This is a genomic window from Lactobacillus sp. UMNPBX1, from assembly GCF_002554085.1.
GTDB lineage: Bacteria > Bacillota > Bacilli > Lactobacillales > Lactobacillaceae > Lactobacillus > Lactobacillus crispatus.
In genome coordinates this window covers 27,755-52,078 of the sequence record NZ_PCZI01000001.1, presented here as the reverse complement: position 1 = coordinate 52,078, position 24,324 = coordinate 27,755, and the positions used below count along the sequence as shown (strand labels likewise).

26 protein-coding genes and 2 tRNA genes are annotated in these 24,324 nt (G+C 37.7%); 5 read left to right on the top strand and 23 right to left on the bottom strand.

The window, feature by feature from the left end; translation table 11 throughout:
* Window positions 1-136: 136 nt before the first annotated feature.
* The 4 genes from CP352_RS00260 to CP352_RS00245 all read right to left on the bottom strand — a co-directional run bounded on the left by CP352_RS00260 (window position 137) and on the right by CP352_RS00245 (window position 3,491).
* The gene (locus CP352_RS00260) at window positions 137-385 is read right to left on the bottom strand and encodes a hypothetical protein (RefSeq protein WP_005720911.1); all 249 of its coding nucleotides are present in this window, start codon (window positions 383-385) and stop codon (window positions 137-139) included.
* Window positions 382-702, bottom strand: a complete 321-nt coding sequence (locus tag CP352_RS00255) for an Rpn family recombination-promoting nuclease/putative transposase (RefSeq protein ID WP_005724328.1) — start codon at window positions 700-702, stop codon at window positions 382-384. Before CP352_RS00255 ends, CP352_RS00260 begins: the two co-directional genes overlap by 4 nt.
* Window positions 703-854: 152 nt before the next feature.
* Window positions 855-2,330, bottom strand: a complete 1,476-nt coding sequence (locus CP352_RS00250) for an SLAP domain-containing protein (protein ID WP_005727191.1) — start codon at window positions 2,328-2,330, stop codon at window positions 855-857.
* Between the two features lie 327 nt (window positions 2,331-2,657).
* Complete coding sequence (locus tag CP352_RS00245) at window positions 2,658-3,491, bottom strand: MurR/RpiR family transcriptional regulator (RefSeq protein ID WP_098034846.1); 834 nt, start codon at window positions 3,489-3,491, stop codon at window positions 2,658-2,660.
* A 152-nt stretch (window positions 3,492-3,643) separates the two neighbouring features.
* Between CP352_RS00245 and CP352_RS00240 the strand changes: the two genes are divergently transcribed.
* Entirely contained in the window at window positions 3,644-4,327 is a 684-nt protein-coding gene (locus tag CP352_RS00240; RefSeq protein ID WP_089143504.1) for a ribose-5-phosphate isomerase A, read from the top strand.
* A complete protein-coding gene (locus CP352_RS00235) occupies window positions 4,314-5,303 on the top strand; it encodes a Gfo/Idh/MocA family protein (RefSeq protein ID WP_089143503.1) in 990 nt (329 codons plus the stop codon). Before CP352_RS00240 ends, CP352_RS00235 begins: the two co-directional genes overlap by 14 nt.
* A 54-nt stretch (window positions 5,304-5,357) precedes the next feature.
* Here the strand turns inward: CP352_RS00235 and CP352_RS00230 are convergent, their stop codons facing one another.
* The 12 genes from CP352_RS00230 to CP352_RS00170 form a co-directional block, all read right to left on the bottom strand.
* The gene (locus CP352_RS00230) at window positions 5,358-6,530 is read right to left on the bottom strand and encodes an aminotransferase class I/II-fold pyridoxal phosphate-dependent enzyme (RefSeq protein ID WP_089143502.1); all 1,173 of its coding nucleotides are present in this window, start codon (window positions 6,528-6,530) and stop codon (window positions 5,358-5,360) included.
* A gap of 131 nt (window positions 6,531-6,661) precedes the next feature.
* Window positions 6,662-6,733: transfer RNA gene (locus CP352_RS00225), tRNA-Gln, on the bottom strand.
* A 252-nt stretch (window positions 6,734-6,985) separates the two neighbouring features.
* The gene (locus CP352_RS00220) at window positions 6,986-7,672 is read right to left on the bottom strand and encodes a glycerophosphodiester phosphodiesterase family protein (protein WP_089143383.1); all 687 of its coding nucleotides are present in this window, start codon (window positions 7,670-7,672) and stop codon (window positions 6,986-6,988) included.
* Between the two features lie 47 nt (window positions 7,673-7,719).
* A complete protein-coding gene (locus CP352_RS00215) occupies window positions 7,720-8,379 on the bottom strand; it encodes a putative quinol monooxygenase (RefSeq protein WP_089143384.1) in 660 nt (219 codons plus the stop codon).
* 68 nt (window positions 8,380-8,447) lie between these two features.
* Window positions 8,448-9,038, bottom strand: a complete 591-nt coding sequence (locus CP352_RS00210; protein WP_081307105.1) for a histidine phosphatase family protein — start codon at window positions 9,036-9,038, stop codon at window positions 8,448-8,450.
* Window positions 9,039-9,044: 6 nt separating this feature from the next.
* Window positions 9,045-9,620, bottom strand: coding sequence for a histidine phosphatase family protein (locus CP352_RS00205; protein WP_089143385.1), 576 nt, complete (start codon window positions 9,618-9,620; stop codon window positions 9,045-9,047).
* A gap of 75 nt (window positions 9,621-9,695) precedes the next feature.
* A complete protein-coding gene (locus CP352_RS00200; RefSeq protein ID WP_089143386.1) occupies window positions 9,696-10,760 on the bottom strand; it encodes an SEC10/PgrA surface exclusion domain-containing protein in 1,065 nt (354 codons plus the stop codon).
* A 161-nt stretch (window positions 10,761-10,921) separates the two neighbouring features.
* Window positions 10,922-11,593 (bottom strand): SLAP domain-containing protein, encoded by a 672-nt coding sequence (locus CP352_RS00195; protein ID WP_065989411.1) that lies wholly within the window; start codon window positions 11,591-11,593, stop codon window positions 10,922-10,924.
* A gap of 367 nt (window positions 11,594-11,960) precedes the next feature.
* Window positions 11,961-13,298: a PTS sugar transporter subunit IIC gene (locus CP352_RS00190; protein ID WP_089143387.1), complete on the bottom strand. Its 1,338-nt coding sequence runs from the start codon at window positions 13,296-13,298 to the stop codon at window positions 11,961-11,963.
* Window positions 13,299-13,491: 193 nt separating this feature from the next.
* A complete protein-coding gene (locus CP352_RS00185) occupies window positions 13,492-14,811 on the bottom strand; it encodes an RNA-guided endonuclease TnpB family protein (protein ID WP_089143388.1) in 1,320 nt (439 codons plus the stop codon).
* 4 nt (window positions 14,812-14,815) lie between these two features.
* A complete protein-coding gene (locus CP352_RS00180) occupies window positions 14,816-15,442 on the bottom strand; it encodes an IS607 family transposase (protein WP_013085924.1) in 627 nt (208 codons plus the stop codon).
* Between the two features lie 447 nt (window positions 15,443-15,889).
* Window positions 15,890-16,723: a metallophosphoesterase family protein gene (locus CP352_RS00170; protein WP_233186891.1), complete on the bottom strand. Its 834-nt coding sequence runs from the start codon at window positions 16,721-16,723 to the stop codon at window positions 15,890-15,892.
* Window positions 16,724-16,904: 181 nt separating this feature from the next.
* Between CP352_RS00170 and CP352_RS00165 the strand changes: the two genes are divergently transcribed.
* Complete coding sequence (locus tag CP352_RS00165; RefSeq protein WP_013085922.1) at window positions 16,905-17,105, top strand: hypothetical protein; 201 nt, start codon at window positions 16,905-16,907, stop codon at window positions 17,103-17,105.
* A 46-nt stretch (window positions 17,106-17,151) separates the two neighbouring features.
* Here CP352_RS00165 and CP352_RS00160 read toward each other — a convergent pair whose 3' ends face one another.
* Entirely contained in the window at window positions 17,152-17,382 is a 231-nt protein-coding gene (locus CP352_RS00160) for a hypothetical protein (protein WP_005720889.1), read from the bottom strand.
* 96 nt (window positions 17,383-17,478) lie between these two features.
* Here CP352_RS00160 and CP352_RS00155 point away from each other — a divergent pair, with 96 nt between their 5' ends.
* Window positions 17,479-17,874: an iron-sulfur cluster biosynthesis family protein gene (locus CP352_RS00155; RefSeq protein WP_013085921.1), complete on the top strand. Its 396-nt coding sequence runs from the start codon at window positions 17,479-17,481 to the stop codon at window positions 17,872-17,874.
* A gap of 51 nt (window positions 17,875-17,925) precedes the next feature.
* Here the strand turns inward: CP352_RS00155 and CP352_RS00150 are convergent, their stop codons facing one another.
* Window positions 17,926-18,528, bottom strand: a complete 603-nt coding sequence (locus tag CP352_RS00150) for a sugar O-acetyltransferase (RefSeq protein WP_089143390.1) — start codon at window positions 18,526-18,528, stop codon at window positions 17,926-17,928.
* A 140-nt stretch (window positions 18,529-18,668) separates the two neighbouring features.
* Here CP352_RS00150 and psiE point away from each other — a divergent pair, with 140 nt between their 5' ends.
* Window positions 18,669-19,076, top strand: coding sequence for a phosphate-starvation-inducible protein PsiE (gene psiE / locus CP352_RS00145; protein WP_013085919.1), 408 nt, complete (start codon window positions 18,669-18,671; stop codon window positions 19,074-19,076).
* A 221-nt stretch (window positions 19,077-19,297) separates the two neighbouring features.
* Here psiE and CP352_RS00140 read toward each other — a convergent pair.
* From CP352_RS00140 to CP352_RS00120, 5 genes are all read right to left on the bottom strand, one after another.
* A tRNA-Thr gene (locus tag CP352_RS00140) sits at window positions 19,298-19,370 on the bottom strand.
* Window positions 19,371-19,444: 74 nt separating this feature from the next.
* On the bottom strand, window positions 19,445-20,203 hold the full coding sequence (locus tag CP352_RS00135) for an NADPH-dependent oxidoreductase (protein WP_089143391.1): 759 nt from the start codon (window positions 20,201-20,203) through the stop codon (window positions 19,445-19,447).
* A 124-nt stretch (window positions 20,204-20,327) separates the two neighbouring features.
* Complete coding sequence (locus CP352_RS00130) at window positions 20,328-20,699, bottom strand: hypothetical protein (protein ID WP_089143392.1); 372 nt, start codon at window positions 20,697-20,699, stop codon at window positions 20,328-20,330.
* Between the two features lie 45 nt (window positions 20,700-20,744).
* A complete protein-coding gene (locus tag CP352_RS00125) occupies window positions 20,745-22,982 on the bottom strand; it encodes a DEAD/DEAH box helicase (RefSeq protein ID WP_089143393.1) in 2,238 nt (745 codons plus the stop codon).
* 9 nt (window positions 22,983-22,991) lie between these two features.
* Window positions 22,992-24,320 carry an ATP-binding protein gene (locus CP352_RS00120; RefSeq protein ID WP_068812680.1) on the bottom strand — a complete coding sequence of 443 codons (1,329 nt, stop codon included), beginning with the start codon at window positions 24,318-24,320 and terminating at the stop codon, window positions 22,992-22,994.
* Window positions 24,321-24,324: the final 4 nt, after the last annotated feature.

The following is a 24,324-nucleotide window of genomic DNA, read 5'->3' as shown; positions in this document are numbered from 1 at the left end:
TATTTATCTTTTAATAAGATATTTCAATTAATTTGCTTTTGATTAGTGCGAAGCAGCAATATATTTTTTATATAAAAAAGAGCACTACTGATAGTAGTACTCTAGAGGGAAATTTTCCAAAATTATCTTAGTTTAGCTAATTCTGCTGATAGATTTCGTTCACTAATTTAGTGATTTCATTACGATTAAGAACTTCATCATACATATCCATTGTTTCCTGGATTGTATTTTCTAAATTAGTACCATGATTTTTGGCATAGCCAATAAACTTTTTTGCATCTACTATTTTAGCTTCTTTAATCGCTTTTTCTGCAGCTCTTTTAGCAACTTCATTCATCTCATATTCTAGCTTATTCATGTCTTCGACCCATTTTCCGCTATTCACGTAGTAGTCGATATCCTTCTGCAGGCTGATATCCCTGCGTAGTACATCATCCGTTTTTCTAGATCATTTTTACGTGTTGTTTGCATCTCAATATCATACACTCGACTTTGATCATCTTGTGCCCAGATATCTAAACGAATGTTTTTGGATTCTAGTCCAATATTGCCGTCATACTGGGTAATGACATTAACTTTTGTCAATTTTAATTCAGGAAACATCCGACGTAGCAGTTCCAGACAATTCTTTTTATTGCTCATAACATGACCGAATACCAAGTCGTTAGTAATTCGAGGATATCGATTAATTCTTCTCCTCATATTTTACCTCTTTTCTTTTTCTTAAGTAGGAAAATTACCCTCCACTATTTATTACGCAAAAAAGTGCAAATTTTTTTCAGAAATTTAAAAATTTAGACACGAAAAAAGCCGATGCAAATGCATCGACTCTTTCAGTTAAATTATTCTACTTTTTAATAGAAGTTTACAGCCTTGATGTAACGCTTGTTGTTGTTTCTGCAGCCTTCAATTCTGTAGTACTTCTTACCGTTCTTAAATCTCATTTGACCACCGTAAGTAGTTACAGTTTGACCTCTGTACATCTTACCAGTACCTGGAGTACGACGGTATGATGACCAATAAATGTAGGCATTGTGCTTCAAAGTACGTTGGTTACCAGTAATGTTGGTTACACGAACGTATTCGTCCTTGTTAGCCACCTTGTAGTAAGTCTTACCGTTGATAGTTACAACAGTTGGAACGATTTCAATGTCGTTGTAAGCGTAGTACATGTGACCTAAGTAGTTACCGTTCTTGTCATAAGCTCTTGAATCAACCATTACTGGCAAAGTCTTGGTGTTAGTGTCACCAGCTGGCTTAACAAGTGATGAAGTCTTAACCCAAATGTTGCTTGAGTTAGCATCTGACTTAGACTTAGTTGAAACTTGTGAGTATGATACATTGTTAAGGGTTCTAGTTTGATCAGCAACGTAAACAGTGTCACCATCTTTGAAAGTAGTTGAAGCTGGTCTTACATTAATGCCATAAATGTGGTAAGTTGCGATTGAGCTTGCGCCATTAGCATATAGAGCTTGTTTGTGGCTTGAAGTAATTAAAACAGTGTATGTTGCAGTAGTCTTCTTACCAGTTAAACCAGTAGCAGTTAAAGTTACATTATAGTAACGTCCTGCTTCTGAAGTATTAACAGGATTTGAAGTTGCTTCTAGTGAAGCAGCTGTATTATTATTGCTGTTTTGTACAGCTGAAATAATAACTGGCTCACCATTACTATTTACAAAATTAGTTGGATTAAATTGTGAACCAACAGCTACTTGGAATATTTGACCATTAACACTCCCCTTGCTTTGACCATTCAATGACCAATTGATCACTGGATTTTGAGTAGTATCTGTAGTTGAACTTGAACCTGAAACTACAACTGGGATTTGAACAGTAGCTGTTTGCGTAGAAGTAGAACCTGTACCAGTTAAAGTAAGATTGAAATCACTAGTTGGTACCGCAGTAATATTCTTGTTATCTTTATCAAGAGTTACACCTGCATTCTTAAGAATAGCAGCAACTTCACTATCTTTAAGGTTAACTTTTTCTCCACTGGCATTATTCGTACTAAAGAAAACTAATCCTAAATCATTAATTGCCTTAGTAACACTAGCTACAGTATCTTTAGCCTTAATAGAAATAGTAGTTGGTACAACATTAGCTGTTTTATCGGTAGTACTTGCAGCATCAATTACTTGATTGCCATATGTAAAGTATGATCTATCTGTTGGCTTTGCTGTTGTTGCTGTAGTAGTACTTGTAGTACCAGTAGTGTTAGTTACTGTACCTAAACTAATAGCAGCGTTAACTGGAACAGCTGAAGCTGCTACAGGAGCAACTGCCAACAAAGCGGCAGCAGCCATACTTACAATTCTTGTATTCTTTCTCATAATTATGTGGCCTTTCCTTTCTGAAACAGAAATTCATCCTAAGCAGTAAGTTATATCTTCTTCTGCTTGTGAAATAATTATAGCATGTTACGAACCCGATTACTAAAAACAGGATCGACTCGTGTGTGTGATTTTAAGAATACCTCCTAAAATCACCAGTAATACCCTACCCTTTATTTGTTAAACTGTAGTTACCGGACTTTTACAATTAAGATTCAAAACATTACATTTTTGTGAAGTTTTAAACAAGTTATTGATTTATGACAGAACTTATGTGTGTTAAGAAAAGGTAATTTTAACACTTGTTCGCTAAAAAAATTAAAGCTCTTAGATTTTTTGATTAGAAATAATTGCTTCATGTTCTTTAATATGCTCAACTCGCCCTGCATCCCCCGCAATAAGTAACAAATATAATGCCTCAATCATTGTCATACTTGCCACGCGTGAGAAATAATACTGCGATTGCATCACCGTCTGCCGCACTGCTGTCTTTAAATGCACATCAGCTAATAGCGCAATCGGTGAATCATCGCGATTGGTGATCGCAATCACCGGCATCCCTTTTTGTTTGGCTACCTTAATTTGCTTAATGATTCCCGCTGCTTCACCTGAATTCGAAATCACCAACAAGCAATCCTTTTTACTCAGGTTCATTGTCTGTGCAATCGCCGTTTCAATCGTACCGCCCGAATCAATCGCTAACAAGCCAATCTGATTAAATTTATACACTGCATCAGCAGCCACTGGATAAGTATCACCTTCTGCACTAACCTGCACAATTCTGCTTTCAGTCAAAAGCCGCAATACCCGATCTAATTTGGCTTCAGTCACATTCTCCAAAGTCGCCTTAATCTCTGCGACTTTATTTTTTTCAATTAATTCCAAGTTAGCACTAGCATCATCACGTGACATATTTTGAAGTGAAACACTTTCAGTCGCATTCTGGGCTAATTGAATTTTCAAATCGTGAAACCCCGTTAAATTCAAATTATGACAAAAGCGCGTCACCGAAGCATCACTCACCTCAGCTTCAGTTGCTAATTTTGAAATTGTATAATTTACCACCTGTTCGGGCTGTTTTAAGATCACTTGAGCAATCTTTTGATCATTGGCTGACATTGTCGCTAATTTACTATAGATTGTATCGATAATTTTAGTCATTATTCTCACCTTTTCTGTGCCAAAATTATATCATCAATGTAATTAATTTTCACAATTTTATTTTTAAAGAAAATAAATTTATATTTTGATTGACGAAAATCATTTACCAAGGTAGTATGTATTTGTAAATAATTTTCACAGGAGAAAATAAAATGAAAATTAATTCGATAAGTGACCTCGCTTTAAGTAAAATCAAGTCGAAAATGACTATTTCTCTTGGTGGCGGAAGCACTGTATTTAAACTAGCTCAAGCTATTGCGCAGCATAACTTGAACATCACATTATATTCTCCATCCGAACTTACTTGCTTTAAGTGCAAAGAACTCGGATTAGAACTCCTTCCTTCTACTGCCGCAACCAAGATCGATATAGCCTTCGACGGCTGCGACAGTATCGATAAGAATTTTAACGTTTTAAAAAGTTTAGGTGGAATTCATCTTTTTGAAAAGCAAGCAGCCCAAATTGCCAAGCAGTTTATCCTCCTCTTGCCTAGTGAAAGGATACAACCTGTTTTGAATCCGAAGATTCCGCTTTGTCTTGAAGTGTCACCACCATGTGTTAATCAAGTGCAGAAGTATTTAAGCAATTTGCATTTGACTAGCAAGATTCGCCAAGATAAATCAGTAGCAATTTTCACTCGTACGCCTTTGGGCAACTACTTAATTGATGTATTTAACGAAGATTGGCACAATATTTCTGAACTTAATCACCAAATTTGTTTACAAAATGGCGTAGTCAGCTCTTCGCTATTTGAAGACTTAGCTACTTCATTAATTACTGAAAAAGATGGAAAAATTATTGAACTCAAGAGAGGTAATAATCATGAAAAAATTTAATTGGGGAATTATTGGTACTGGCTGGATTGCACATGATATGGCTGATGCTTTGAACAAAGTCAACGGCGAAATTTATGCTGCCGCAAATCCAAATGAAGAAGCACTCCGTGCCTTTGTCCAAGAAAAACATGTACAGCATGCTTTCACTAATCCTGATGAAATGATTAAGGATCCTAGCATTGATATCATCTATATTGCTACCCCACACACTTTCCACTACGACTACATCAAAAAGGCCCTCAATGCTGGCAAGCACGTCTTTTGCGAAAAGGCAATTACTGTCAATGCGCGGCAATTTGATGAAGTGGCTCAATTAGCCAAAGAGAAACAACTAATCTTAATGGAAGGCTTTACCCTTTATCACATGCCAATCTACCAAAAGATGCAAGATATGATTAAGACCGGCAAATTTGGCGATATTAAAATGATCCAAATTAATTTTGGTTCACTGAAGGACTATGACCCGCAAAATCGTTTCTTTAATAAAGATCTCGCTGGTGGTGCATTGCTGGATATCGGCGGCTACGCAACTGCTTTTGCCATTAGTTTCATGGATGAATATCCTGAAAGTATCAATACCACGGTAAAATTCTTTGAAACTGGTGTTGACGAAGAAAGCGGCATTATTTTAAAAAATTCGAAAGGCCAAATGGCAGTGATGTCATTATCGATGCGGGCCAAGCAACCTAAGCGCGGACTGGTTTCGGGCACCAAAGGTTATTTCGAAATCAATCAATATCCTCGCGGCACTGAAGCTGATATTACTTACACCCATAGTGCTCATGAGGAAAGCTATGATAAGGTTACTGCCGGGGATGCTGATCAGGCGCTTGAATATGAAGTCACTGATTTTCAAAAGTATATTGAACAAGGCCATGACGAAGGCGAATTGGAAAAATCGCGGATGATCGCTCACATTTTAACCAGCATTAGAACTGCCTGGGGCATGACTTATCCATTTGATAACGAGGAATAATTAGTTGGATTTCAAAAGGGATCGATACATAACATCGGTCCCTTTTATTTGCACTTATTGCTTATTTTCTGCGACATATTTTTCTAGTCGTTTCAAGCCTTCTTTGATCTGATCCATCGACGTTGCGTAAGACAAACGAATATATCCTGCTCCACCTTTAGCAAAAAATGAGCCCGCAATTACAGCAACATGCCCCTTTTCAGCCAGGTCATAAATAAACTTGGTATCATCTTGTTCCAAGCCTGCTGGAATTTTGGCAAAAATGTAGAAGGCACCTTTAGGCTTAACGCATTCAAAGCCTAACTTGGTTAATCCTTCATAAAGCACATCACGCCGCTTTTGGAATTCTTTCTTCATCGGCTGTGCATCGTTCATTCCATTGCCTAGTGCTTCTTCAGCTGCATCCTGCATTGGCGTTGGTTCCGTCGTTGTGATTGCTTGGTGAATCTTAGCCAGTTGATCCAAAATCGGCTTAGGCGCAGCTACCACACCGATTCTATAGCCAGTCATTGCCCAAGCTTTTGACACGCCATTCATTAAAACAACTTGATCATGTAAAGTCTTTTCCATCGAAGCATGTGGCTGATCATAATTAAGCTCACTATAAATTTCATCACAAAGAACAAAAACCGGCTTATCTCGAACAACATCTGCTAAGGCATCAAGTTCATCTTGTGAATACATCACACCTGTTGGATTGGTAGGATAATTCATGACAAGCGCCTTAACGCGATCACCATACTTGTCCAATGCTGCCTGCAATTTTTGCGGCGTTAATTTGAAATCATCAGCTGAAGTATCAAGCTGTACCACTTCAGCTCCCATCGATTGTGCATCCCCAATGTACAGTGGGAAAATCGGCGTTGGTACTAAAACTACATCGCCCGGATTAATGACTGCAGTTAAAAAATCATATATAGATTCCGTAACCCCGTTCGTAATCAAAATTTCATCAGCAGCATATTTTTGATCATATTTTTCCGCTAAAAACTTTGCTGCAGCTTGACGCAATCCCGGTGTACCATTAGACGGTGCATAGTGGGAATGATTGTTAGCGATGCTTTCTTGGGCAGCTTTTTTAATATGCTCAGGCGTATTAAAATCTGGCTCACCCACCGTAAACTTGACAATATTTGGTATCTTACTGGTATAAGCAGCAAAAGCTAAAATCTGGCCTGGCTTTTGTTCAACTAATCCCTTTTTCATATGCTTTGTTAAGTCAACCATACTAGTCACCTCATAATGTAAATAAGAGCAAAATCAAAGTTAGCTTAAATATAAGCACTTATTCGTTTCTTGTCAAAGCATTTTCAATTTTAAATACAAAAAAGATCAAGCTCACCGCTTGATCTCACCTATTGGGTTAGCTGGATTCGAACCAGCGCATGATGGTACCAAAAACCATTGCCTTACCACTTGGCTATAACCCAATCTTCAAACCTTTTACTTGATTGGTTCTATTTGAATGACCTCTCGATCACCCAACAGATATTAGTATAGGGGAATGAAGAAAAAATAGCAAGAAAAAATTCAAAAAAGTTTTGTTTTTTTTAAAATACCTACATTTGCTCGAAGGATACTGAATCTTTCTTTTATGAATTATAAAATTAATTTGTTTTTTTACATTATAATCGTAAACATTATTATTACGATTATAATAATCATGCCCATTATGTTTACGATTATAACTTTTGTGACTTCTTAACCTTATTCATTAATTCAAAGTCGTTGGTAAAAATTCCAGCTACACCAAGTTTAAAGTACCTTTTTGCTATGCTTACTTTATCTACTGTCCAAATTCTTTGCGTAACTTTGCTAGGTAAATACCAATGCGGATGGATCGCTGCAAAATGATTCTTAGCCGCAAACTGTTCAGGAAACGGCACCGGCCATTTGGTTAAAAAGCAATATTGTTGGTGGGTATCAATTCGCTGGCAATTTTTTAAGGTTTGATAATTGAAGGAAGAGAAAATAATGGGATGCACAAAATGGTATTCTTGTGCTAACGCTAAAACGATGGCTTCAATCCCCTCATCATGAATCTTGTTAGTCTTAAATTCCAAGTTAACATACAAATCCTGTCCCTGAAGAATTTCAAATAATTCACTTAACATCGGTACCGGTTCACCGTTAGCTAAACGAAATCGCCTGATTTCACTTAAGGTATAGTCCTTAATGTAACCCGTGCCATTAGTTGTGCGGTCAATTTTTTCATCATGCATTACTACTGGCACCTTGTCTTTAGTTAAATGCACATCAAATTCCACGCCTTCTGCGCCATGCTCTACCGCATATTTAAATCCTTGCAAAGAATTCTCCGCAAATTTCACCGGCAGTCCTCTATGAGCAAATACAATTGTCTGACCCATTTTTCACCTATAAAAAAATACCGCTCTCGCGGCATCCCTTCTATAACTTAATCTAATACGATTGCACCTTGAGTTGCTAAAGTATCACGTACAAGATCCTTAACATCTCTTCTAGCCACCATTCCATCAGTATTTTCAATGTATTCAACATATTGTGGTGACTTGATATGAGCGTCATAAGCCTTGTCATCAAAGTAAACTTCAACGAAGTACCATTCGTTTTCGTTCTTCTTATTGACTCCAGACATCATAATTTCCATGCCTGGTTCAGCAGCCATGCTGGTGGTCATTTCTTTCTTAACTTCATGTGCAAACTTTTCTGCGTCTTCAGGCTTAACTTCAACCTTAACCAAGCGCATAACAAAGTTGTCGGCATGGTCATTCAAAGCATCATGAGCCTTGGTAGTAATTACCTCAGGCTTCAATTCAATAATTTCCTTGTCAGTGGAAATCTTGTTAATAGTTTCCGCAAAATTGTCGGCATGATCTGCTGCAATGTGCAAATCTTCTGCCAAGCTATTCCGGAACAATTCGATTTCGTAATTGTCTTCACCATGAGCATCGTCATGTGCGCTTCCAATTAACAAAGTTCCTTCTTCAGATGGAATTGAGTTGTGCATGTTATTTTCAACTTCACGGATATATTCACCGCGATCGTTTTCCTTGATATTTAATTTAGTAATTCTAAAAATTGGTGTTTCATCCATTTTTCTTGCCTCGTACTATAATCTTTCCACACCTATCATTATAAACTAATGCAGAAAAATAAAAGCCCCTATTCACCAGTTATTTGATCAATTTTGGCACCTTTGGCTGGCCATTCAGTGCGAACGTATTCCAAAGCATTTCCTTCATTGCTAGTTAACTGCACAAATGAGCAATTGGGCAAACCCAGAAATTCACGGTGATTAGCTTTTTCATTAATATACTGCGACAAACTATCGCCATGACCGACAACCAAAATATTATCGCCATCCTGCGCATCCCGCATGATCAAGTTAATCCCGCGCTCCATTCGCTCAACTACCTCATGATTATCTTCCACGCGAAATTTGCCCAAACGATGCAGCGGCCAAAGTAGCACATTGCGTGCCTCAAAAGCGCCATAGCTTTTCTCTTTTAATTCCTTTAATCTAACATACTCCATCTCAGGCCCAGCAATAATCTCTAAAGTATCACTTGCCCTTTCTTGGGGTGAGCAATATGCTCTAGCAAAATTAATTCCCTGATCTTGAAAATAATCCCGCACGGCTTCCGCCTGCTTAATGCCTAATGGTGTTAGCGCTGAATCACAGCTTCCCTGCATGCGGTGTCCTTTATTAAACCAAGTTTGACCATGTCTGACTAAATATAAATTAATTGCCATTTCGTCTTACTTTAAACCCTCTGCTGGCCACACGTATGAATCAAAATGGATCTTTTTACCATCAACTGTTAGCTTCACGATTGAAGCATTGCCAAAACCGCCAAAGTTCTTATTCTCGGTAGCATCGCGCACAAACTTAGCTAAAATATCACCATGTCCTACAACTAAAGCAGTTTGACCATCCTCTAAGCCGCTTAAAATCTCGACTACCGCACGGTGCATTCTAGCAACAACGTCTTCGTCTTTTTCCATAGTTGGGTCTACGTTAGTATTATTATAATTCCAAGGCAATAAGAACTCATCACGACCTTCAAAAATGCCATAACATTTTTCTCGCAGGTCTTTTAAACGCGTATAAGGCATTTGATGATCAGTAATAATTTCCAAAGTATCGCAAGCACGCTCTTGGGTTGATGAAAAAGCTTTGTCAAAATGAATACCCTGCTTTTTAAAATAATCGCGGGCCATTTCAACCTGGCGGATGCCTCTTTCATTCAATGGTGAATCACAACGTCCCTGAACTTTATGGTAATAGTTAAAATAAGTTTGTCCATGGCGGACTAAATATAAAGTTTTTGTCATATTTTCCTCGCTAAATCGTTTTTCCTTTATCTTATCAAAAAAGCACGCGTCGTGCGTGCTTTCATATTTTTTTCGTTAAATTTTGAAGTTCTTATTGTATTCACTCGAATTTACAACAAAACTTGGCACACTAATGAAGTGCATTGAGTAAATATTGCCAGTCTTGGAAATGCTAAAGCCATAATAATTGTAGTCCCCATCATGACGTGAGCCCTGTGTATTAAATAAATCACCGGCATGCTCCCATTCGCGGTAAAGGCTCTTATCATTACGCTGATTTTCCCCAGCTCCTGCAAAGCCAAAGATCATTTGCTTCAAGCCAAAGTAAATATTCCGCTTCATTTCAGCCATAGACATAATCTTCTTATTAGTAGAAAAACCAGCCATATCTTCGACATAATTATCGTTTAATTCTAAGCCATGTTTTTTGCAAGCCCGTACAATTCCGGCAACATAGTGATCGCCATCTTTGATACTCTTGCCATTTTGCTCGTATTCTTGCGCAATTGAATTAGCTAAGGACTCTACTCCAGAACTATAAACCCACGGCTTCAAACCTAATTGACTACGAGCACTATTAATTAGGCGCAAAGAGAATTCTGCCAGTTCTTTTTGCTCACTAGCGGAAAGATCAGCAGGATTAATCATCTTTTGATCGGCTTTGCTTTCACCTGAGCTAACACGTGAAAAGTTGTTTTGCTCCATTCCTTTCATGCAAGCCTGAATAAAACTAGCACTTGGCTTCCCCTTATATGCTTGCAATAAACTAGCTTTCGTATAGCCGCTCGGCATCTTCATTGTAGCTGTTACATAATTCTGCGTTGCAGCAGTCTTTTTAACGAGTTTGGCATTTTTAGCTAATAACCATTGAGAGTTATTTCCAATCTTATAAGCCAAATATTTTTTCTTGCCCAGCTTTAAATACTTTTTAGCAGAATAAGAATACTCTCTTTTAGCTACAGCATAATACTTAGACTTCTTGCCCTTATTTGTATAAAGTCTAACTTTCTTAGTTCCTTTAACCTGAACTTTTCCCTTAACTGCTGCTTGAACCGTTTGTGGTGTCGTTTCGTGTATTACACTAGCCGTCCCCATCAGGCAAACACTAGTCAACAAAGTCACAATTAATTTTTGCTTCATAGCTGTTCCACTTTCTGTATGTTTTGATTATTAATATTTGTTATTTAAATTATATCGTATCTATTTAATTAAAAAAATCAAAAAGAGACACACTATCATTTTGACAGCATGCCTCCTTTAAGTTAGTTTGATCTTATTTAGTTTTGAAAAGAGGTTTATTTTTAGTACCAGCCGTTTGCTTGCCAGAATGCCTTAGCAGCAGTCCATGAGCCATAACGACCTTTGACATAGTTATCAGCTACTCGCTCTTGGTTAGCTGCTGAATAGTCACCATTCAAGTATGAAGCTGAAAGTTGGTATTTACCAACGTATTGACCATTTGAAGCACCGTATGAGCCACCAGATTCTCTACCGGCAATCCATTCCTTAGCACTAGCTTCTGAACCACTTACAGTTGAAGTAGTAGTTTGAGTGTTGGTGTTATTTGCTACAGTAGTAGTTGCTGCAGAATTAGTATTTTCAGTTTGAGTTTGGTGTTGTACTGGAGCTTGGGTCACAGCAGCTTGAGTGTGGTAGCCGCGAGTTACATACTTAGCACGAACCCATTGGTTCTTGCCTAAGTCATACCACTTGTGACCTTTGGCATCGTAAGCAGTCTTAATTACTTTCCATGAGGTGTTGCTTGCCAAAGTTTGGCCAGTAGCCTCTGGCTTCTTGTAGCTGTTGTAAACAGTGATTGCGTTGTCTGAAACGTTCTTAACTGTTACAACATCTGTATCGTTTTCTACAATAGCAGCTTGAGCAGTATTAGTGTTGTTATTAGCTGCTACTAAACCTGTAACTGATAAAGCAGTTACTGCAATTGACTTAACTAAGATAGATTTAATTTTCAAAAAAATTCTCTCCTTAAAATTTTAAAAGTCATAAGTAACGAATTTTCACCTTATTCGTCCGTCCCATTCAATTGACACAGCATATACTACCTTGCTTAAATTGCAGAACTATAACAGGAATATCACCTGCAGATTAAGAAACTATTGCAAAGTATGACAAAATTGTAACAATTGTAATATTTATGTAAATTTATTCAGATGATACAAAACCGCATCAGATCGCCATTTAACGCGATTTTTAATTTTTATTTGCTATGTGCAAAAGCTTGTTCGCATTTAATATATTGAAACACTTTTGCAAAACGAAAAAAGAAAGAGTTTCCTCTTTCTTTTTTAATTCTCACAAATTTTTTATTAATTTATTCCATTATTCTGCCTTATCCTCTTCTATAAGTTGACGTTTATTAAGTGCCGCAATAAATGGCAGGTAAATCAAAATGTCTAAGATAATATTGATTACTTGCAAAATTGAGCCCGCAATACTGCCTGTTGCCAAAAAACCTGAAATAATTGGCGGCATTGTCCAAGGAATTACAGTCCCATTACATAATGGAACTAAGCCTAGGTTCATTGCAAAATAAGTGGTAATCGCATTTACCATTGGCGCAATCATAAATGGAATAATTAACAACAAGTTCATTACAACTGGCAGACCAAACATAGTTGGTTCATTAATATTGAACAAGCCAGGTACGATGGTCAGTGGTGCTAAAACTTTATTTTGTTTACTTGCGCGCTTGCGCCATACTAAATATCCAATGCAGAGCACTAACCCAATAGTGGCACCTCCACCACCCATGTAAACAAAGTTATCGATGAATGGTTGCGTAACGATATGACCACCATGAGCTAAATCTAAGTTACCTGCTTGATTCAATACACGGTTAGCATCGGTTTGCATCAACCAGATTGGTTGCATAGCAGTATTAACTACGTTACCACCATGAATACCAACGAACCAGAACAAGCTCAATAAAATAATTGAAACTAATGTACCAATTAAGGTATCGCCTAATGCACCTAGTGGCTTAGCCAAAATATTCATGATTACATCGTGAATATTGCCCCATCCAGTCCAAGCAAAAAGCCAGTAAACACAGCCAGCAATAGCAATTACAGCGGCACCTGGAATTAAAGCTGAAAAGCTCTTAGCTACAGCAGGTGGCACAGTAGCTGGCATTTTAATTTGGATATTATGATTAATAAACCATTGGAAAATCCATGCACTTAGGAGACCAAAGATAATAGCTACAAATAATCCTCTACTACCTAAGTAAGTGTAAGGGAAGCCTTCAACTGGAACTTTATCTCCACTCATAATACTTGGCGTCAAAATGAAGAATACAGATGCAGAAACAATTACGGCAGAAACACCATCTGTCTTATATTGATTAGCATAACTCCAAGCAATTCCAAAAGCTGCAATTAAGCCCATGATCCCAAAGGAGCCATTAGTAATCTTGGCTAAAATCTGTGCCAGGCTTATACCATGAACAGCCGTTTTTGATAGCCAATCAGACCAACCGGCAACTGGAAATGAATTAATGATCATGAATAATGATCCTACAATAATTAACGGCATAGCCATGGCGATACCGTCACGAACAGCAATTAAAGGTTTAAAACTGCCTATTTTAGCGGCTACAGGCATAATGTGTTTGTTAACAAACGCATTCAAACCTCCGCTCGATTTACTATTAGCCATAATAATTCCCTGCTATGAAAAATATATGCAAATGTATTCCTTGATTTAGATTTGAATACATTTTGGACTTTCGTGCATTTTATTCTTCTTACCAACGTCTTCATCGGTTTTCCGATATTCCAACTTGGGAGTAATCGCATTGACCAACTCTTTTGGCTTCTTTATCGGACGTAGCCTCGCCCATAATCTTTATTTATAATGCTCTATTTAATTCGGGATGTTTTATCAAAATTGTTAAGTTGAGCATGGCGTTTTCGTCACGATCAACTTTTTTGTTATAGTTTGAACATGCTGGATTATAACAAATAAATTCGTTATGCTTAGTGCCGTGCTTTTTATTGCCATAAAGGGTGACCTTTTCATCGCCTTTTTTGACTAATCCGCAAACTGCACACCTTTGAGTTGAAGGATACAGTTTATTGGCTACGATTAGTTTCTTGCCATACCATTCACATTTATAAGATAAAACCTGCCTAAACTTGCCAAACATTGATCTGTGCATTCCTTTTGAGGCAACATGGCTCATCATCATCTTTTTGACATCTAAGTCTTCAATGACAATCGAATCATAATTATCAACCAGCATAGTGGTAAATTTTTGCATTAAGTCATTTTGGATATTTGAAGCACGCTGATAAGCCGCTTGAAGCTTGGTTTTCGTCTTCAAGTACTTTTTGCTTTGCATTGCCTGTTCTTTTCCATTGACTTCACGTTTTCTAGCTAACAGTCTTTGATAATGCTTTATTTTTTCATAAGTTTGCTCAAGTTTTTTAGGCAGGATGCTTTTATTTCCGCCAAGATAGTTGAAATGACCCACATTAAGATCAACTCCTGTTGCCTTTCCGGTATCAGCTTTCCTATCTATTTTTTGCTTTGGAATCTTATATGGGATAGACACAAAATAACGTCCATTTTCACGATAAAAGCTCATGACTCCAGTAGGATAATTCATTGGCTTTTCTGACAGAATAAGCGGCTCCCAATCTTTCTTTAAGCCTTGTGGCTTTTCCAAGAACAGCCGGCCATCAATCAGCTTGGCCTGATCGCTCTTAAAGCCTTGTCTGGGGGCACGTTTAGATTTAAAGTGAGGCTTGCCCCAATCAGGCTGAGCTTTATCGAAAAAGCTCTTCCAAGCTTTGCCCAAGTCTTGTACTGTTAGTTGAAGCAAGTGAGCAGAATAGGCAAACTGCCAATCTTCTTTTTCTTCAACCAGCCTGTCACGAACTAAGCGCCAATTAGGACTAGGATTTAAATGAACATCTTTTTGGATGATCTTTAGCTTGTTGCTTCTCTTATTCTTTTTAGGAGTGAAAGTAGTATAGCAGATCTTGTCATAGATTTGATGCGCTGAATACAAATCATTCCATAAAGCCAAAGCTTGATTCCAACAATATCTGCGGTAGTCGCAATTGCGGTCTAAGATATTTTTCATTGCTTTGCTTGCAAACACCTCATAGCTGCGGGTTTTAATATAATAATTAGACATAATTTCACCGCCTTTCTCTTTATTCATAGACCTATTTATTCTTTAAAGCAGGGTCGTCCTGTATTTTTTTCTTGTATCTTCTTAAGCCGTACAAGCGACAAGAAAAGACATGGATAATACTGATTAAATCGTCAACCATTTCTTTATCTGGCGAGGTATCTTCGTTGTTAAGCACAATTATCTTGCAATTATGCCAAGAGCAGAATTCTTGAAAGAACTTAAAGCCAAATCTGATAAACCGATCTTCATAAGTAACGTAGATTTCTTTAATTCTGTTTTGATCCACTTCCTTGATCAGCTTAAGCCATTTAGGACGCTTATAATTTAGACCTGAACCAATATCAGAAATAAATTCATCCGCAATAATACCTTTGGCATTAATAAACTGCCTTAAGAAGGCTATCTGATCCTGCAAATCATCTTTTTGACCATTAGAAGAAACTCTTGCATAGGCTACAGTTTTTCGATGATCAGCTTGGTCACGTCTAATACCTAAATAAGCGTCAAGCTCTGATTGATAGTAGAAACGTCTATTGTTTTCGGTTCTGTGCGCTTTTAGCTTGCCAGCACGATCCCAGCTTTGAAGGGTAAAAGGAGCTTTGCCAACATAAGCAGCAGCTTCTTTTAAATACATAATTCGATTAGAATAGTCAGTCATAAAAAATAATCTCACCGCCTTACGATGAGATTATATCACATATTAGAACACTATAGTAACATTTTATAATATATTTTCCTTGATTTGTTATTTATCTTCAATCTAAAAATAAGCTCGTGTTTCTTTGGTATATACCTATCTAATCAATAATATAATGAAAGCAATTTTATTACCACTATTTTCACAGAAATATTAATCTACCAAGAAAAATATTGCAGTTATGTCTGTAAGTGCTATAGTTTACATGTAATCATAAGAATAAAGTGAGGAAATGAAGTTATGGCTAAATACGAAGTAAAGTTAAGCGAAGAAGATTTACAAATGATCAAAGATTGTCATTCAAAGAACCCTTCAATCATGAAGGCTATGAACGAAGCCAAGAAAGTCGAAGATTAAGCAAATTTTGATCTCTAAATCGAAAAAAGGCGTCCGCAAGGGATGCCTTTTTTATTGGTTTTCAAATCTTGTACCGTGAGGATGCTTCCAGTTATAAACACGGACTATTTTACCCATGCCATCTAGCACTACAACATTTCCATCATTATGTGGATAAATCAATGGATCAGAATGTGAACCACCGTCAGTAAAAATTCTTGCTGGCTCACCTGGGTATTGCACTGTTCTAACGATACAATCATCAATTGATAGCCGCCTCATTTGTCGACCATCATCATATTTTCCTTCTAAAGCAGCTGTTGGCGTATGACCAGTCACAATTGTTTTGCCCGTTTTGTTATGAGCCATCATTTTCAATAAGGAATCGAAATACCAATACTTATCTCGTGCCCAAATACGGTAAAAATCATAGTCAAATTTCAAGCCATACTCTATCTCAGAGTAAGTTTCCGGATCATTATACTGTTCATCTGGCCGCACACCCGCATGAACAAAAATCAAGTGTGGCGTTTCATACATAATAGGACAGCCTTTTAGAAAGCGATAATACTCACTATCACGCAACTCATCAGGCAAAACTGTACTGCCGAACAGACTAACTAGGCTCTTGCCACCACCGTTATAAAACCAAATGCCATCTTGATGTTCCTGCTTCTCCGCAAAATTGAGTAACATTTGCTCATGATTACCCAGTAGTACGATTGCTCCTTCGCTTTTTTGTTCAATTAAATAATCCAATACTTCCTTCACATGCTCGCGGCCATCAACATAGTCACCGCCCGCAACTAATTGTGCTTCTGGAAAATCTGCTGTTGCCTGCTTGATTAAGTCTAAGGTTTCTAAGTTGCCATGAATATCAGAAATGAAGATATAGTTCTCCTTCACTCGATCATCCAACAGCGTTCGATTGATAATTTTTTCATTTCATACTACCCCATGGGCTAAATTAAACTAACATTCTTTTCTTAATTATAGCAGATGTACACTGGTTCTTTTTCTATGCAATCCTAAAATTAACCTCCGGCAAAAAAACAGGCTACAATAGATATGAAAAGAAGTGATTGCAATGTTTAATGAAGAAAATGCAATTGATGCCAAGAACTTACACGTTGATTCTTTCAAATATCAATCAACTGAAGACATGCCATCTGATGCTTATTCTAGCTGGGAAGAAAAACATCCAAACGCCAGGGTATTCAAGCTTGAATTTCGCAACATCGGCGAAAGCAATGAATGGCAGGAAATGATCATTATCTACACTGAATAAATAAAAAGTGGAAGAACTCCAAGCCTAGTGTGTTTCTTCCACCTTTTTACTTATTTTGATTTTCTTTTTCCTTCAATTTGTGCAGAATCCGTTCATTTTCCTTAGTACGTTTTTCAACTGCTGCATCGATGATCGAATCAAACCAATGATTATCAGAATCATCGCTTGTTTGATCCTTCTTTTGAGGACCTTCATTTTTTACACGTTTGTCAGTTTCTTCATTAATAATGGAATCCAGCCAATCAAAATTATCTGGATCATGGCTCTTATCAGTCATTTATTTTTCCTCCATTTTTGATTTAAATTAATTTATTTACTATTCTTTTTGACTATAATTGAGTTAACAAGATGAAACAAGAAAGAAGTGTTCGAAATGAAAATTACATTCACTGACAAGGCGCTTGACTACTTAAAAAGACGCGAAATCTTGAATAAAATTCTAATTTTAATCGCCGACGATGGTGGTGGTAAATATTCTATCAAAGGCGGCGGTTGTGCAATTGGCAGTCACTTTTCCATTATTTATGTAGACAAAGTTGATCCTGATTATCCAATCAAATTTGAAAATAACCAAGGAATCAATATTTACACTTCTAAATACGACACCACAATGATGGGACCAAATTTAGTGGTTGACTACGCCAATGCATCCCTCAACTTAAAGAGTGACGAAGGATTGCTTGATGGCGGCGTTGATATCGGCAATGGCGCCGAGTTAATTAAAGCTCAAAAGAATGTAAAAATGACCGGCGTTGAATGGCGTTGCTAGATTAAGATGATCAGAAAAGACAGTAGTTTGAAATCAACTACTGTCTTTTTTCTATAGAAATTGACCACTATTAGGATCGAATCCAGTACGATCTGTCGCGGTAATCTTTCTAATTACCTTGCATGGATTCCCCGCTGCAATTACATTATCTGGGATGTCATTCACAACTACACTGCCTGCACCAATAATTGAATTACGTCCAATAATTGTATCTGGAGTTACGCTAACCCCGGCACCTAGCCAGACATTGTCACCAATGCCGATCGAATGTGCAACACAGCCACCGGCTTTTCGCTCGGCTGGATCAAATAAATGGTTGCTGGTATACAAGCCAACCTTAGGACCAAATAAAACATTGTTTCCAATATAAACAGGCGCATCATCTAAAATCGTGCAGTCATAGTTGGCATAAAAGTTATCCCCGACATGAATATTTTGTCCGAATTCGCAACGAAAATTAGGATTTACGAAGGGATGCTCACCTGTTGAACCAAAGAGTTCTTTGATTAATATTTCTTTTTTAGCGTGATCATTCTCATTATTAATATTATTGGTCTTCAAGGTAGCAAGGTCTCTCAAGGTGTCAAGGCGAGGATCCGCATCATTATAAGGACGACCAGTTGCCATGTAATTAAATTTTGTTCTAAGCGACATGATTCTTTCCTTTCATTAGTTCTTCTATTTTTATTATAGAAAAGAAAAAGCGCTTTCGCATGTTTGACGCATAATATTTAGCACACTAGCCCTAATCTTATTGCTTATTCTATAATGGTAAAAAAGAAAGGATTAAAGCCATGAAAAACTTCAACAAATTTACCGCTAAATTTGCTCGCCTTTTACAGAATCTACTAGTAGTCGCAATTGGTTTACTCGGGATTATTCTGATCATACTCTTATTCCGCGATCTAATTCCACTTTGCCAATCATTATTTTCAACTAAGATCGAAGAAAGCAACTCCGAGATTATGTCAGAAATTATCGTTTTCTTCCTCTTCTTTGAATTTACTGCAATGATTATTTCAGCCTTGCGTCATCACGGTCACACTAGCATCAATTTTCTATTGGGCTTAGGTGTTACTGCGCTAATTCGCAGTCTGATTACTTCTCATAGTAACATTTGGAGTACGCTTGCCACTTCTGCTTCAATTTTAGTACTAGTAATCGCAATGATTATTTTCAATAAAAATCTGCGTAATATGTAAAAAAACTGTATCACTCTAGGCTAATGTCATTGGAGTGATACAGTTTTTTGTTTTACTAATTAACTTTGCACCATGAACTCATTAAGTTGTTTCTTAGAAAAAACATTGCCATATCTGCATACTACGTTTCCTTTCATTATTGAACGTAATTCATACAACCAAAAAAAGCATCATTTATTAACAATATTGAAAATAAATAATGCTTTTTAGTAATACTCTGATGCTGAATGCCAGAGTCGAACTGGCGACCTTCTCTTTACGAGGGAGATGCTCTACCAACTGAGCTAATTCAGCGACCTCACAACAAATGAATTATACCAAAACAACGCACCGGGTGCAATCACCACAGCATTATTCTTGTTGCAATTCTATTTCCAATCTAAACAAAGGCCTTGTTTATGCAATTCTTCCGGCAATTGATCCCGATCGGTCTCATGATTATCAAGCTTTTTGCCAGTAATCTGCTTGGTAAATGAATCAATCCGGCGATTAGCATCCCGCAAATCATAATAAGTCGTAACCACGTCATCGTAGTCCTTAAGATCCTTCACATCAAAATCCTTCTTATAACTGCCCTCAAAACAGGTAAATTCAAGTGGCAAGCGCGGCTTCAATTGTGGTTCTTGATCTGGCACACCAACTTGCATCCCCAACACTGGAAAAGTCAGTTTTGGCAAATCTAAAGTCTTAAGCATCTCCAAAGGATGATCATTCACCGTACCAAGTGGCACATAGCCTAATCCCATGCTTTCTACCGCATTAGCCACATTCTGAAAAGCAAGCAGTGTATCTTCCATAGCTTGGAAAAAGATATCAGTCGTATGAACACGGCCATCATCTTTGCCAAGTTGTTGACGAATTTGTTGATTACGGTACAAATCAACAATAAAGATAAATAAGTCACCTTCTGCGCCAACATATTTCTGATTGCAAAGCTCTTGGATTTTCTTTTTCTGTTCAGGATCAGTTACATGAAGCAGACTAGCATTTTGCATAAACATGCTCGTTGCAGTATGTTGAAAAACTGTGTATAAAGTTTCCAATTGTTCCTTATTCAGCACTTCATCTTTAAATTTTCTAATTGATCTATGATTGATTTGTGCATCAACTGTTGAATTATGTAGCATTGCGCTCCTCTTTCTACTTACTTCTTTTTAATAAGTAGTGTACAAAATTATGGTCTCCTTTGTAAAGTTACTATTTAAAATTGAGCCTAACAAAAAATTCCCGCCAAATTGAGCAGGAATTTCTTTACTTTTTATCCAATTTAACCATTTGTGCATTAACTAAGGCTGCAGCTTGCTCAGCTTGATTTTTAGCTTGAGCATAAGTCGTCAAATTTTCATCGCCTTCACTCAATACTCGAGCAAAAGCAATTTGTTCTGCCATCAATAAGTTGAACAATGAATCCCATTGCTTATCATCAAACTTAATTTTCTTAGCAGTAATTCTTGGCATTAATTGACGTGTTTTGTTAAATGCTTTCTCCAAAATCTGTTCATCGGCATCAGTCAAATCACGCACATTATAAGCTTGATGAACTTGGTGCACCTTGATTAATTCCTTAAGCAAATCACGTGCCTGGGCATCTTTAGAAACAAATTGATTAATTTTTAAAGCCATTTTTATTCTCTTTTCTAATCAGTTTTTTTCTATTATAACAGAATTCTACTTATTCTCTTGATAGTCCTCTGCCATTGCTTTAACACACCGTCTCATTTCTTGAATATCCAAAACGCTCTGCGCAAATTCTTTTCTAAGTAATTCATCTGGCAAATATTGATCATACTTATCAATTCCAGGAACTTCCTTAGGATAAACCAGGTCTAAGGGATCAAAGTCTTTTTGTGCTTCTTCATTAATGATCCGCCAGAAGTCATCCTCATCGGCATCCATTGCAAAGTACATGAAATATGGACGGGAAGAATTAAAGCCACGAATATTTAGTTTTTCACCGCATTTAATTCTAATTAACCGTTCCAATGCTAAAAATGCGTAAGTCCCTGTCCAAGGAAAAAGACACCACATATTGCCACCTAATTTGATCAGATTCTTCTTTGGCAACTCAGCCAAGGCGGCAGTGTCACGTGCTTGGGTTAATCTTGCTTGAGCATTCTGCATTAAATACGGATACATCCCCTTTTCAGTCAGCACCTTTTTCATTCTTTGCAAAATTTTCGGCTGAATATCCCCCGGCACGTCCCCAAAGAAAGCAGGAATTCTTCCCTTCACCTCATGGCAATATACTTGATGGCGCTTGCGATCAACATCTTCAACTACCCAAACGCGACCAGCAATTGCAATCTTATCTCCAACTGGAGGTGGCTTCACGATTGTTCCTAATTCCTCACTGCCGGCATGTACACTGAATTCCTCATTTTCCTGAAAAACAGCGTAAAATTTAAAGTTATTCACAACTTTTTCACCGGCAAGACCAACAATTAAGCCATGATTTTCAGTCCATTCAATGTGACCAGTTTTAAGCAGATGCTTTAATAAGACGCGATAGTCTTCTTGCGAAACATTATGAAAATACGATAGAGTTAATACCCTTGAAGCTAATTCTGCTGGTGTCATTTCCCCGCCTGATGCCAGCGTACTCATAGTTTGATGATAGAGTAAACTATAGGGAAGTCGGTTAGGTGCAGGCGGTTCAACCCATTTTTCTTCTGCATAAAGCTGCACTAAGGCAATCCCTTGCAACAGTGGCCATGGAATCAATTCCGGTAACATTGCCCGCGATTCAGGATGCTCTTCACGCATAACAAAGTGCATTTCCGGGGGATTGCCACGGCGACCTGTGCGTCCCATTCTTTGTAAAAAACCGGATACGGTAAACGGAGCATCAATTTGAAAGGCTGCTTCTAGTTGTCCAATATCGATTCCGAGCTCTAACGTAGCAGTAGCACAAGTTGTCATATAGACATCTTCATCTTTCATCGCCGCTTCTGCCGTTTCACGCAATGCAGGTGACAAATTGCCATGATGAATCATAAAACGATCGGGTTCATGATTATATGCACAATAAGCCCGCAACTCCTGACAAACTGCCTCACACTCTTCTCGACTATTGGTAAAAACTAAACATTTTCTGCCACGCGTATGTTCAAAAATATAGCCAATTCCTGGATCTGCCAATTCGGGGGCCCGATCAGTTTTAGGTTCAATCTGGCTTGTATCAAAATCTTTGCTGCTAGCTTGGGGATCTGTCTGATAAAAATGTTCCATCGATAGATGCCAGATTTGAGGTTGATTTTGCACTTTGGGCGCGACAGTTTTCCGATTAGAACCTGCACCTAAAAAAGCACTAGCCTCTTTCAAATTGCCAATCGTTGCAGAAAGTCCGATTCTTCTGGGATTGACTCCAGCTAACTTGCTTAGCCGCTCGATTAAACAGAAAGTCTGTCCACCACGATCACTTCGCAAAAATGAATGTAGTTCATCTACTACAATATATTTCAATCCACCGAATAAATGCGGGATGTCCATATGCTTATTAATCATAAAACTCTCGAGTGATTCTGGGGTAATCTGCAAAATTCCCGAGGGATGTTTGAGCAGCTTTCTCTTCTGCGTTTGAGCCACATCACCGTGCCAGCGCCAAACAGGGATATCCACATCCTGGCACAATTCGATCAACCGATCATATTGATCATTAATCAAAGCTTTTAATGGTGCAATATACAGCACCTTAACAGAATCTTCCGGCTCTTGATAAATATCCGACAAAATTGGGAAAAAGGCCGCTTCTGTTTTTCCTGATGCAGTTGAAGCTGAGAGCAATACATTATCCTCAGTTTCAAAAATTTCCTCAGCTGCAGCCACCTGAATCGGGCGCAAGGTACGCCATCCATGTTCATAAATATAGTCTTGAATAAAAGGCGCGTAATGTGAAAAAACGTCCATAATTAATCCTTAAATTTGAAATTCAGTGTAATCTTTTTCTTGATTATCAGATACTGCTTCAGACTTAGCATATGAAAATTGGTCTGAATTAAGCAAAGTCTGAATATCTGTCTGTGGATTTTGCCAAACAATGTCTAACAATTCAATAAAGTCACGAATAATTTCACGCGGCGTAATATTAGTATCCGCACCAACCCGCGCATATTCAATCTTGATAAATTGCGCTAAATCATCATCAGTAATTGTCCGTTCATAGCCATAAAGTCCCGCATGCATGTCAGCCAATTTTTCCGTTAAAACCAACATCTCTTCTACGGTTAGTGGTTCCAGCTTAATCACTGGCGCATACATATCACGCGCACCTGCTTGAGCAAATTTTCCAGTTGCTAATCTACTACGCAAAGCTTCATATGAATAAACGCCACGGCGACGATCCTCGATTGCTTGCGGTGTACCACACATGATGATTCCCAGGTATTTTGCCTTTCCCTGCAAGGTATCGTTATACATCGTCAAAATCTTTTCATAGTTGTACTGGCGGCTAATTGCATTCGGAATTTTATAGATATTAACCAATTCATCAATCATAATCATTAAACCAGCATAGCCCGCTTGTCTAAAGAAAGTCGCAAATAACTTTAAATATTCATACCAATCACTATCACTAATAATGATATCAACGCCTAATTCCTTTTTAGCCTCAGTCTTATGGCTATATTCTCCTCTGAACCACTTGACTACTTTAGCCTTAGTCTCATCATCACCACTCATATAAGCGTGATAGTACATGTTCAGCAATTTAGCAAAATCAAAACCATGAACTAATTCGTTTAATGAAGAAATGACGCCATAGATTTTCTGGTCAACTGCTTGCTCAAATTTAGGATCATCATTATTTAAGCCTGTTTCTTGCGAAACTTGCATCTGCACTGAATTAATCCAGCGATCTAGAATCAAAGTCAAGGCACCGCCTTCAGGCCTAGTCTTAGTTGATAAGTTCTGAATTAATTCACGGTATGTTGCTAAACCCTGTCCTTTTGATCCTTGCAGCCGACGTTCAGGTGATAAATCACCATCTACAACAACAAAATTTTTATCCATCACATAGTTACGGATCGTTTGAAGTAAAAAGCTTTTTCCTGAGCCATAACGACCCACGATAAAACGAAAGCTTGCTCCGCCTTCTTGAATAACATCCACATCGTGTAATAGGGCCTCAATCTCGGCCTTTCTCCCCACGGTAATATAAGGTAACCCTATTCTTGGCACTACCCCACCCTTTAATGAATTAAGGACAGTTTGCGCAATTCTTTTTGGTACTCTTCTTTTTTGTGGCATGATT

Bases quoted from the DNA above. Each gene is read 5' to 3' on its own strand.
- CP352_RS00125 (WP_089143393.1), bottom strand. From the start codon at position 22,982: ATGGACGTTTTTTCACATTACGCGCCTTTTATTCAAGACTATATTTAT.
- CP352_RS00215 (WP_089143384.1), bottom strand. From the start codon at position 8,379: ATGGATGAAACACCAATTTTTAGAATTACTAAATTAAATATCAAGGAA.
- CP352_RS00250 (WP_005727191.1), bottom strand. From the start codon at position 2,330: ATGAGAAAGAATACAAGAATTGTAAGTATGGCTGCTGCCGCTTTGTTG.
- CP352_RS00150 (WP_089143390.1), bottom strand. From the start codon at position 18,528: ATGTCGCTTAGAACAAAATTTAATTACATGGCAACTGGTCGTCCTTAT.
- CP352_RS00130 (WP_089143392.1), bottom strand. From the start codon at position 20,699: ATGGCTTTAAAAATTAATCAATTTGTTTCTAAAGATGCCCAGGCACGT.
- CP352_RS00200 (WP_089143386.1), bottom strand. From the start codon at position 10,760: ATGAAGCAAAAATTAATTGTGACTTTGTTGACTAGTGTTTGCCTGATG.
- CP352_RS00230 (WP_089143502.1), bottom strand. From the start codon at position 6,530: ATGGTTGACTTAACAAAGCATATGAAAAAGGGATTAGTTGAACAAAAG.
- CP352_RS00120 (WP_068812680.1), bottom strand. From the start codon at position 24,320: ATGCCACAAAAAAGAAGAGTACCAAAAAGAATTGCGCAAACTGTCCTT.
- CP352_RS00160 (WP_005720889.1), bottom strand. From the start codon at position 17,382: ATGACTGATAAGAGCCATGATCCAGATAATTTTGATTGGCTGGATTCC.
- CP352_RS00210 (WP_081307105.1), bottom strand. From the start codon at position 9,038: ATGGCAATTAATTTATATTTAGTCAGACATGGTCAAACTTGGTTTAAT.
- CP352_RS00220 (WP_089143383.1), bottom strand. From the start codon at position 7,672: ATGGGTCAGACAATTGTATTTGCTCATAGAGGACTGCCGGTGAAATTT.
- CP352_RS00255 (WP_005724328.1), bottom strand. From the start codon at position 702: ATGAGGAGAAGAATTAATCGATATCCTCGAATTACTAACGACTTGGTA.
- CP352_RS00240 (WP_089143504.1), top strand. From the start codon at position 3,644: ATGAAAATTAATTCGATAAGTGACCTCGCTTTAAGTAAAATCAAGTCG.
- CP352_RS00245 (WP_098034846.1), bottom strand. From the start codon at position 3,491: ATGACTAAAATTATCGATACAATCTATAGTAAATTAGCGACAATGTCA.
- CP352_RS00190 (WP_089143387.1), bottom strand. From the start codon at position 13,298: ATGGCTAATAGTAAATCGAGCGGAGGTTTGAATGCGTTTGTTAACAAA.
- CP352_RS00235 (WP_089143503.1), top strand. From the start codon at position 4,314: ATGAAAAAATTTAATTGGGGAATTATTGGTACTGGCTGGATTGCACAT.
- CP352_RS00180 (WP_013085924.1), bottom strand. From the start codon at position 15,442: ATGACTGACTATTCTAATCGAATTATGTATTTAAAAGAAGCTGCTGCT.
- CP352_RS00165 (WP_013085922.1), top strand. From the start codon at position 16,905: ATGTTTAATGAAGAAAATGCAATTGATGCCAAGAACTTACACGTTGAT.
- CP352_RS00155 (WP_013085921.1), top strand. From the start codon at position 17,479: ATGAAAATTACATTCACTGACAAGGCGCTTGACTACTTAAAAAGACGC.
- CP352_RS00185 (WP_089143388.1), bottom strand. From the start codon at position 14,811: ATGAATAAAGAGAAAGGCGGTGAAATTATGTCTAATTATTATATTAAA.
- CP352_RS00205 (WP_089143385.1), bottom strand. From the start codon at position 9,620: ATGACAAAAACTTTATATTTAGTCCGCCATGGACAAACTTATTTTAAC.
- CP352_RS00135 (WP_089143391.1), bottom strand. From the start codon at position 20,203: ATGCTACATAATTCAACAGTTGATGCACAAATCAATCATAGATCAATT.
- psiE (WP_013085919.1), top strand. From the start codon at position 18,669: ATGAAAAACTTCAACAAATTTACCGCTAAATTTGCTCGCCTTTTACAG.